8 protein-coding genes and 1 riboswitch are annotated in these 9,380 nt (G+C 73.8%); of the genes, 1 reads left to right on the forward strand and 7 read right to left on the reverse strand.

Annotation, left to right across the window (positions count from 1 at the left end):
* Window positions 1–175: 175 nt before the first annotated feature.
* Genes ABTX62_RS34990 through ABTX62_RS35010 form a run of 5 tightly spaced genes read right to left on the reverse strand, consistent with a single transcriptional unit; the run spans window position 176 to window position 5,606 of the window.
* On the reverse strand, window positions 176–1,018 hold the full coding sequence (locus ABTX62_RS34990; RefSeq protein WP_352119963.1) for an ECF transporter S component: 843 nt from the start codon (window positions 1,016–1,018) through the stop codon (window positions 176–178).
* The gene (locus ABTX62_RS34995; protein ID WP_352119964.1) at window positions 1,015–2,682 is read right to left on the reverse strand and encodes an ABC transporter ATP-binding protein; all 1,668 of its coding nucleotides are present in this window, start codon (window positions 2,680–2,682) and stop codon (window positions 1,015–1,017) included. The genes ABTX62_RS34990 and ABTX62_RS34995 overlap by 4 nt, the downstream gene beginning before the upstream one ends.
* Window positions 2,679–3,770 (reverse strand): CbiQ family ECF transporter T component, encoded by a 1,092-nt coding sequence (locus tag ABTX62_RS35000; RefSeq protein WP_352119965.1) that lies wholly within the window; start codon window positions 3,768–3,770, stop codon window positions 2,679–2,681. The genes ABTX62_RS34995 and ABTX62_RS35000 overlap by 4 nt, the downstream gene beginning before the upstream one ends.
* Complete coding sequence (locus ABTX62_RS35005) at window positions 3,763–4,398, reverse strand: SCO2322 family protein (protein WP_352119966.1); 636 nt, start codon at window positions 4,396–4,398, stop codon at window positions 3,763–3,765. Before ABTX62_RS35005 ends, ABTX62_RS35000 begins: the two co-directional genes overlap by 8 nt.
* On the reverse strand, window positions 4,395–5,606 hold the full coding sequence (locus ABTX62_RS35010; RefSeq protein ID WP_352119967.1) for an SCO2321 family membrane protein: 1,212 nt from the start codon (window positions 5,604–5,606) through the stop codon (window positions 4,395–4,397). Before ABTX62_RS35010 ends, ABTX62_RS35005 begins: the two co-directional genes overlap by 4 nt.
* Window positions 5,607–5,728: 122 nt before the next feature.
* Window positions 5,729–5,817, reverse strand: a riboswitch (adenosylcobalamin-variant (AdoCbl-variant) riboswitch).
* A 463-nt stretch (window positions 5,818–6,280) separates the two neighbouring features.
* Between ABTX62_RS35010 and ABTX62_RS35015 the strand changes: the two genes are divergently transcribed.
* Window positions 6,281–7,096, forward strand: a complete 816-nt coding sequence (locus ABTX62_RS35015) for an SAM-dependent methyltransferase (RefSeq protein ID WP_352119968.1) — start codon at window positions 6,281–6,283, stop codon at window positions 7,094–7,096.
* Between the two features lie 3 nt (window positions 7,097–7,099).
* Here the strand turns inward: ABTX62_RS35015 and ABTX62_RS35020 are convergent, their stop codons facing one another.
* Window positions 7,100–8,005, reverse strand: a complete 906-nt coding sequence (locus tag ABTX62_RS35020; protein WP_352119969.1) for a Sco1979 family transcriptional regulator — start codon at window positions 8,003–8,005, stop codon at window positions 7,100–7,102.
* Window positions 8,006–8,225: 220 nt separating this feature from the next.
* A complete protein-coding gene (locus ABTX62_RS35025; RefSeq protein ID WP_352119970.1) occupies window positions 8,226–9,251 on the reverse strand; it encodes a Strvi_7410 family MBL fold metallo-hydrolase in 1,026 nt (341 codons plus the stop codon).
* Window positions 9,252–9,380 lie beyond the last annotated feature (129 nt).

The raw sequence follows: 9,380 nt of genomic DNA on the forward strand, positions 1-9,380 counted from the left end.
CCGCGGGCCGTGCGGGGGCGGCGGGCAGCGGTCGTCCACGGAAGCAGCCGCCGCCGGGTGCGCGCAAAGACACCCCCTACTAGGTGGGGCAACACCGCGGCGCAGGTCAGACCCCGTGACCGGGACTTGTCGCTACGGCCCCGCCTCGTAGATGACCCGGGTCACGTGGGCAGCCTCACTTCCCGGAGGCCTCGAACGTGACCGGGGTCTCGAACGTGACCGGGGTCTCGAAGGCGGCCCGGCGCGTGGCCCGGCGCAGCGCCCTGAGCACCGCGGGGCCGAGGACGAGCGTCAGGACGACCGTGACGACGGCCCGGCCCAGGTCCCAGCCGAGCGACGTGGCGACGCAGTACGCGACGAAGCGGGCCAGGTTCACGGCGACGGGCGCGTGCGGGTCGAAGGCCACGTTCGAGGCGAGGGCGCTCATGAAGGGCCAGCCCGCCAGGTTCATCACCGTGCCGTAGGCGAACGCGGCGAGGAAGCCGTAGCCGGCGAGCATCGCGAGTTCTCCCCGGCCGCGCAGCCGGTCCGGGCCGGGCAGCAGGCCCGCGCCCATCGCGAACCAGCCCATCGCCAGCATCTGGAACGGAAGCCACGGCCCGACCCCGCCGGTGAGCAGCGCGGACGCGAACATCGTCACCGAACCGAGGACGAATCCGAAGCCCGGGCCGAGCACCCGGCCGCTCAGCACCATCAGGAAGAACATCGGCTCGATACCGGCGGTACCGGCGCCGATCGGCCGCAGGGCCGCCCCGGCGGCGGCCAGCACGCCGAGCATCGCGACCGCCTTCGGGCCGAGGCCCGACTCCGATATCGCCGCCGCCACCACCGCCACGAGCAGGACCAGCAGGCCGGCGAAGAGCCAGGGCGCGTCCTGCGCGTGCGCGCTGAGTTGCGAGGTGGGCGGGGTGAGGAAGGGCCAGCCGAAACCGGCGATCCCCACGACACTGACCAGGACCAGCGCGGCGAGGGAACGGGGGCCGAGGCGGACGGCTCTGGCCTGCCGTTGCGTGTTCATGAGGTGGCCACGGGAGGGAGGGCGGAGCGGACCTGGGCGACCGTGAGCCAGTGCTGGGGCGCCAGGATCTTGGTGACCTGCGGGGCGAAGGACGGGGAGGAGACCACGATGTCCGCCGTCGGGCCGTCCGCGATCACCTCACCGTCCGCGAGCAGCACCACCCGGTGGGCGAGCTCCGCCGCCAGTTCCACGTCGTGCGTGGCCAGCACGATGGCGTGCCCCTCGGCGGCCAGGGACCGAAGCACCGCGACCAGCCGGGTCTTCGCCGCGTAGTCCAGGCCCCGGGTCGGTTCGTCCAGCAGGAGCAGCGGCGGCCGGGCGGTCAGCACGACGGCCAGGGCGAGCGCGAGCCGCTGCCCTTCCGAGAGGTCCCGGGGGTGGGTGTCGTCGGTGACGCCGGGAAGGAGCTCGCTGACCAGGGCACGGCAGGTGCCGGGTGTTGCTCCCGCGTCCTGGTCGGCCGCCGTGCACTCGGCGGCGACGGTGTCGGCGTAGAGCAGGTCGCGGGGTTCCTGGGGGACGAGGCCGACCTTGCGCACGAGGTCCTTGGGGACTGTGCGGTGAGGGGTGGCTTCGCCGAGTCGGACGGTTCCGGAGGTGGGGGTGATGAGGCCGACCAGGGAGTTGAGGAGGGTGGATTTTCCGGCGCCGTTGCGGCCCATGAGGGCGATGGTCTCACCGGGGGTGATGGTGAGGTCGATGTGGCGTAGGGCCTGGACGCGGGAGCGGGTCACCGAGAGGGCTCGGACTTCGCCCAGGGGGGTGGGGCGCGGGGTGGGGGGTGCGGAACGCCGGCGGGTGCGGGGTGTCCGTGGCTGGTCGCCCGGTTCCCCGCGTCCCTCGGGGGCGTTCTCCAGCCGTCGCTTCAGCTCTCCCGCCCTGCGGCGGGCGTCACGGACCGTCAGCGGCAACGGGGACCAGCCCGCCAGGCGGCCCAGCGCCACCACCGGCGGGTACACCGGGGACACGGCCATCACCTCGGCCGGGCGGCCCACCACGGGGGCGACCCCCGGGCTCGGCAGCAGCACGACCTGGTCGGCGTACTGGATGACGCGTTCCAGGCGGTGCTCGGCCATGAGGACCGTCGTGCCGAGGTCGTGCACGAGCCGCTGGAGGACGGCCAGCACCTCCTCGGCGGCCGCCGGGTCCAGCGCGGAGGTCGGCTCGTCCAGGACGAGGACGCCCGGGTGCGGGGTGAGGACCGAGCCGATCGCGACGCGCTGCTGTTGCCCGCCGGAGAGCGTGGCGATCGGGCGGTCGCGCAGGCCGGCGAGGCCCAGCAGGTCGAGGGTCTCCTCGACACGGCGGCGCATCACCTCCGGGGCGAGGCCCAGCGACTCCATGCCGTAGGCGAGTTCGTCCTCGACGGTGTCGGTGACGAAGTGGGAGAGCGGGTCCTGGCCCACCGTGCCCACGACGTCGGCCAGTTCGCGCGGTTTGTGCGTGCGGGTGTCGCGGCCGGCGACCGTGACCCGGCCGCGCAGGGTGCCACCGGTGAAGTGCGGGACGAGCCCGCTGACCGCGCCCAGGACGGTGGACTTGCCCACGCCGGACGGACCGGCCAGCAGGACCAGTTCGCCCTCCGGGACCTCGAAGTCGATGCCCCGCACGGTGGGTTCGGCGGCTCCGTCGTACGTCACGGAGACATCCTCGAAGCGGATCACGACGGCTCCCTCGGATCGGGGGCGACGACAGCGGGCAGCAGGCCGAGGAGTACGGCAGCGGCCGGCCACAGGGGCAGGGTGGGGGCGACCAGGGGCACCACGCCGGGGTGCAGCGCCGCGGGGTCGAGGGACGCGGCGAGGGCGAGCAGGGCCGCGACCGCCACGCCGGACGCCACGACAAGCCCCGCGCGCACGTCCCAGCGGTCCGGGCGGTAACGGGTGCGAGGCGAGCGGCGTCCGCCGAGCTTGAGCCCCGCGAGGGCGGCGGCGACACCCGCGAGGAGCACGGGGAAGCCGTAGCCGGCGCCGTCGGCCGTGAGGAGGCCGTACGTGCCCGCGCAGACGCCCAGCAGCCCGCCGAGGGTGAGCGCGGCGGTGGTACGGCGGACGGCGGGCGGGACCTGCGCGGTACGGCCGTAGCCGCGGGCGTCCATCGCGGCGGCGAGGGCGACGGAACGCTCCAGCGCGCCCTCCAGGACCGGGAGGCCCACCTGCACCAGGCCCCGGATGCCCTGGTCCGGGCGGCCGCGCAGCCGGCGGGCGGCCCGCAGACGCCGGACGTCGGCGATGAGGTTCGGGGCGAGGGTGAGGGCGACGACGACCGCGACACCCACCTCGTACAGGGCGCCCGGGAGGGACTTGAGGAGGCGGGAGGGGTTGGCGAGGGCGTTCGCGGCGCCGACGCAGATGAGGAGGGTGGCCAGCCTCAGACCGTCGTACAGGGCGAAGGTGAGGGCCTCCGCGGTCACCTCGCCGCCGAGGCGGATGCCCTGGGCCCAGGCGGGGAGGGGGAGTTCGGGGAGGGTGAGGAGAGTGTGCGTGCCGGGGATCGGCGAGCCGAGGACGGTCGCGAAGAGCAGTCGGATGAGGATCACGGCGAGGGCGAGTTTGACGAAGGCGCCGTAGGAGCGGGACCAGGGGGTGTCGGGGCGGCGGGTCGCCACGACGTAGGCGGAGACCACGACGAGGAGGGCGAGGAGCAGGGGGTTGGTGGTGCGGGTGGCCGCGGTGCCGAGGGAAAGGGACCAGAGCCACCAGGCACCGGGGTGCAGTTGAGCCCGGTGCCGGTGCCGGGTGCCGCTACCCACGCCGTCGTACCTGCCAGGTCGCCGCCCCGCCCAGGAGCACCACCAGCGCGACGCCCGCGACCAGACCCAGGGACGGCCCGCCGTCCGACGGGGAGTCCCTCCCCGCTGCGGGCTTCTGTTGCCGCTGCTTCGGGGAGACCTGTTCGCCGCAGCCCTTCTCCGGATAGCCCGAGATCGCGCACAGCAGGGCGTTGGTGTCGTAGCGCAGCGGCTTGGCCACCACGGCCAGGGCCTCGGCCGTCGTCGCGTCGGGGGAGACCCGGGCGCAGGCCGTGCGGGCGGGGGGCGGGGACGCGCCCCCGGGGGCGTCCGACGGTGTGCCGAAGTCGATGACCAGGGCCACTCGCTTCCTGCCGTCCCGCGCGGGCGTCTTCGCGCAGATCGTCGCGAAGTCGGCGGTGCCGCGCGGCCGGACCGCGCTCGCGGAGTCCTCGCTCACCGCGAAGCGGAAGCCCTGGACGTCGCCGTCGGAGGGGCGGACCAGGGACGGGCCCTGGGTGGCGTAGACCCAGCGGCCGGCGTCGCGCTCCCAGAACGACCAGTACCGGTACCCGGCGGCCTGCGCCTGGCCCGCTCCCGCACACAGCAGGAGCGAGGCCAGCAGGAGCAGAACGGCCCGGCGGATCACAGCTGCCGCTGCTTCTTGCGGCCGGTGAACAGGAAGCCGATGCCGATCCCGGCGACGAGGCAGACGCCGACGTACCACCAGACCCCGAAGAAGCCGTCCGAGCCGGAGTCCTTCTCGTCGTCCGAGGCCTTGGTCTTCCCGTCCGTCCGCGGGGCCGGGCCCGTCGCGTTGAGCTGCTTCACGAGGTCCGCGCCGCCGAAGTCGCGGGGGTCCGTGCCCGTCGCGTGGGCGGCGAAGATCAGCTGGGCGTAGGCGGCCGGACCGCTCTGCGAGGCCCAGGAGGCGGAGTTCTCCTCCAGCCACCGCACGGACTTCTCCGCCTGCCCGGCGTCCCCCCGTGCGGCGAGCGCGACGACCGCGTCGGCGGTGTTGCCGAAGTCGGGCTGGGGCTCGGCACCCGCCAGGGCGGACATGAGGTGGTGGCCGTCCTCGGCGAGGGCGGCGGTGAGATAGCCCGCGCCGTTCGCCGCCGCCTGCTCGGGCGTGGTGGCCTTCTCGCAGGTCGCGTCGGACTTCTTGCCGGGCTTGACGACCATGCCCCGGCCCAGCGCCCCGAGTACACCGGCCGCCGTGGCGTCGGCGTTGGCGGCGAGCCTGCCCTTCTTGTCCGGCTGGAACGCGAACGCGCCGTCGCCGTCACCGCCGCAGGGCAGCGCGAGCTTCAGCAGGGCGTCGTAGGGCGATTCGCCGTCCTTCTCGACCCGGTCCGGCTTCTCGCCCGCGGCGGCGAGCGCCCCTATGACGACCGACGTCGAGTTGGTGTCGCTGGCCCCGCCGGGCGCGTAGCCCCAGCCGCCGTCCTCGTTCTGCACGGACTTCAGCCAGCCGACGGCCTTGCCGGTGACGTCGTCGTGCCCGCCGAGTGCGGCGAGGGCCTGCACGGCGGCGGACGTGGCGTTGGTGTCGAGCATGGTCTTGGCGTCGCACGCGGTGGCGGGGTCGGGGCGGTACGAGGCGAAGGAGCCGTTCTCGCACTGCTGGCGCACCAGCCACCGCACGGACTTCGCGGCCGGCTTCACCCCCACCGTGTCCTGCGCGAGCAGCGCGAGCGACTGGCGCCAGACGCCGTCGAACTTCGGGTCCGAGTCGCCGTACAGGGCGGAGGGGAACGCCTGGGACGGCGACGGGGACGGGGCGGCGGCGGCCGGGGGTGCGGCGCCGATCACGGCGACGGCGGCCAGGACCGCGGCGCTGCGGCGGACGTTCATGATCGGCGGGTGCCTCTCCCTGTGGGGGAGCCGGGCAGCACGGGACACCCCGGCGGCTCGGCTCCGTATACCTCGACGGTGCCGCGCACCGGCGGTCTGCCGGGCACGTGAGCCGGTCACGAACCGTACGGGGCGATCCGGCTCACCGCCTCGGCGACGGTTTACGGTTGCGGGTCAGCGCCGGAATTGCACCGGCTTCCCCCCGTACGGTGTGATGACGACCCGCTTACTGTACCCGCACGTAGGAATCGGGCCGAGGGGGCCTGGTGGAGGGGCCTCGCCCCGCGCTGCGGGGGTCCGGGCCATGCGGTGGGCCGTGCCCCCGGGACGACCGGGACCTCGGCCTGCGCGGTGGCTCGGTCTGGTGTCGGCCGGTGTGCCGGGGGGCCGTGACGTCGTGCGCGGCGACGGAGGCGCCGGCGTGGGGGTCTCGCCCCGCGCTGCGGGTCGGTATCGGCTCCCTCTCCGCACCAGCCGGTGCCACACTCACCGCCCTTCTCGCCGGCCCGCCGCCACTCACGCGACCGGCCCCGGGCGAGGCCGCGCGGGCGGGATACCGGCCCGGAGACGTGCCGAGCGGCGACGAACTCCTGCGCGCTGCCCAGGAGTTGATCCTCCTCAGGGCGCGGACCGGCTAACGTGGGGTTCCCCGACCTCACACGCCAGGAGCGTCCATGACCGACCAGGTGGAGAACGCCGAGCAGGAGCCGTTCCCCAAGATCGACACCTCGGTACCGCACTCGGCCCGGATCTGGAACTACTGGCTGGGCGGCAGGGACAACTACGAGGTCGACCGGGTGGCCGGTGACGCGTTCCGCGAGATCTTCCCCGGCATCGAGACCGGGGCCCGCGCCGCCCGCTACTTCCTCGCCCGGGCCGTGCGCCACCTGGCCGGCGAGGAGGGCATCCGCCAGTTCCTGGACATCGGCACCGGGCTGCCCAACGTGGACAACACCCATCAGATCGCCCAGCGGGTGGCCCCGGAGAGCCGGATCGTCTACGTCGACAACGACCCGCTGGTGCTGGCCCATGCCCGTGCCCTGCTGACCAGTACGACGGAAGGCGTCACCAACTACGTCGACGCGGACCTGCGCGAGCCGGACACGATCGTCCGGGAAGCCGGGAAGACCCTCGACTTCGACCGGCCCGTCGCCCTCATGCTGATGGGCATCCTGGGCCACATCGAGGACCACGCCGAGGCCCGCTCGATCGTGCGCCGGCTGGTGGACGCCCTGCCCCCCGGCAGTTACCTGGTGCAGTACGACTCCACCGACACCAGTGAGGACTACGTCCGGGCGATCCAGCAGTACAACGACGGTGGTTCGATCCCGTACATCCTGCGCAGCCCCGAGCAGATCGAGCGCTACTTCGACGGTCTGGAACTGCTCGAACCGGGTGTGGCGTCCTGCTCGCGCTGGCGCCCCGACGCCGCGGCCCTGGGCCTGCCCGCGGAGGTGCACCAGTACGGTGGTGTCGCCCTCAAGCGCTGACCCTCAGGTCTCCTGGAGGATGCGGTGCAGGAGGGTGGGAGTCTCGTCCGGCGACTCGGCTTCGACCACCAGCCGGTTCATGGCGTCCCAGTAGCACTCGATGTCGGCCGGCCGGTCGGGGTAGAGGGCGGTGGTGAGCTGTTCGAGGTAGACCACGTCGGGCAACTGCCCGCCGGGCAGCCGCAGAATGGTGACCGGGCCGCCCTCCGCGGCGTGCGCGCCGACGGCGAACGGCAGGATCTGCACCGTCACGTGCGGGAGCCGGCAGATCTCGATGAGATGCCTGAGCTGGTCCCGCATGACGCGGGTACCGCCCACCGGGCGGCGCAGCGCCGCCTCGTCGATCACGGCCCACAGCTGGGTCGGCGGCTGCCGGTGCAGGATCCGTCGGCGGGCCATCCGCAACGCGACCCGGCGGTCGATCTCCGCCGCACCGGCGTCCGGGTGGACGAGCCGGACGGCCGCCCGGGCGTAGTCGGCGGTCTGCAACAGGCCGGGGACGCGCTGGACCTGGAAACAGCGGATGAGACTCGCCGCCTGCTCGGCCCCGAGGTAGGTCTGCATCGAGGCGGGCACCACATCGCTGTAGTGCCGCCACCAGGCGGGGGCGTTGGCCTGCTCGGCCAGTGCCAGCAGGGTGGCGCGCTCGGCTTCGTCCGTGACGCCGTAGAGGGTGAGCAGATCGGCGACGTCACGCAGTTTGAAGCCGTGGCGGCCGGCCTCCATCCGGCTGATCTTGGAGGCGGAGGCGCGGATGACATGGCCCGCGTCCACCCGGCCGATGCCCCGCTCCTCGCGCAGCCCCCGCAGCCGGGCGCCCAGCGCCAGACGCGGCACCATGGGCCCGGCGCACCCGCCCTCCAGGGTCCCGCCGCCGGTCGATGTGCGTGCGGCCTCTTCGGTGCCCATGGGCATCTCTCCCGGTGCGGTGCGTTGCGTCCGACCATCCTAGGCGGACGCCCCGGACGTCAAGTGCCTCATGCCTCAGGCCTGTTCGGGCGTGGGGTGGCGCTCGCAGGCGCGTTCGGCGAGGAGGTGTTCCATCAGGTCCATGGGTGTTTCGTGGCATCCGGACGAGCCGTCCGGCGACGTGTTGCGCGCCGCGCGGTGCGCTGTCCTCGTGTCGCCGTCACACCGCCACGTACGTCACCGGATCGCTTCCCGGCACCGCCTCCGCCCGCCCCAGCTTCACCAGTCGGCGCAGATGGGCCTCCGCCTCCGATACGGCGATGGTGCGGGAGCCGTAGGGGATCTGCTCCCAGGGGCGGTTCCACTCCATGCGCTCGGCGAGCCGCCAGGGGGTGAGGGGCTCGGCGAGGAGGGCCAGCAGGTCGGTCAGGCGGGACTCGTGGTGGGTGAGCAACTCGCGGACGCGGGCTGCCGCGTCGGAGAACGCGTGCTGGTGGGCCGGGAGAACCTCGGCGGGGGCCAGACGGCCGACGCGTTCCAGGGAGTCGAGGTAGTCGCCGAGGGGGTCGGTCACGGTCGTGTCGTCCGGGTCCTCGTAGAGGCCGATGTGCGGGGTGATCTCGGGGAGCAGGTGATCGCCGGAGAACAGCCGCCCCCGGCCCGGGAGTTGGGCCGGATGATTCTCCTCCAGGTGGAGGCAGACATGGCCCGGTGTGTGCCCCGGGGTCCAGATGGCGCGCAGGCGGCGGCCGGGCAGCTCCAGGAGCTCGCCGGGGACGATGTCGCGGTCGGGCAGGGCGGGGGAGAGGCCGGGCAGGGCGCGCGGACGGGGCGCACGCAGCGGGGCGATGTGCTCCTCGGGGGCGCCGGCCGCGGCGAGCTTGGCCGCCATGTACGAGAACCAGTGCTCGGGACGGGCCTCTCGGGTCCGCCGTACGACCGCGGTGTCCGCCGCGTGCATCGCGATCCACGCGCCCGACGCCTCCCGGACCCGGCCGGACAGGCCGTGGTGGTCGGGGTGGTGGTGGGTGACGACCACGCCGTGGGTCTCGGCGACCGAGGTGCCGCACTCCGTGAGGCCCCTCGCGAGGGTGTCCCAGGACTCCGGGTCGTCCCAGCCGGTGTCGATCAGCACCGGGCCGCGGTCGGTGTCGACGACATACACCAGCGTGTGGCCGAGCGGGTTGTCCGGGATCGGCACCCGGAGGGACCGGACGCCTCCGCCGTGGTCGGTCACCTGTGTCATGGGCCCCCCCGTCGCCGGCTCCCCGCCACTATAACTAGTGCCGCAGCAGGCAACGTTCGCCCCGTCGCAACGCCCGGCACGCACTCTCGCCGCACCGGGCGCAAGCCCAAGTACACCCAGTACGAGGGC

It is taken from the genome of Streptomyces sp. NPDC096046, from assembly GCF_040303285.1.
Taxonomy (GTDB): domain Bacteria; phylum Actinomycetota; class Actinomycetes; order Streptomycetales; family Streptomycetaceae; genus Streptomyces.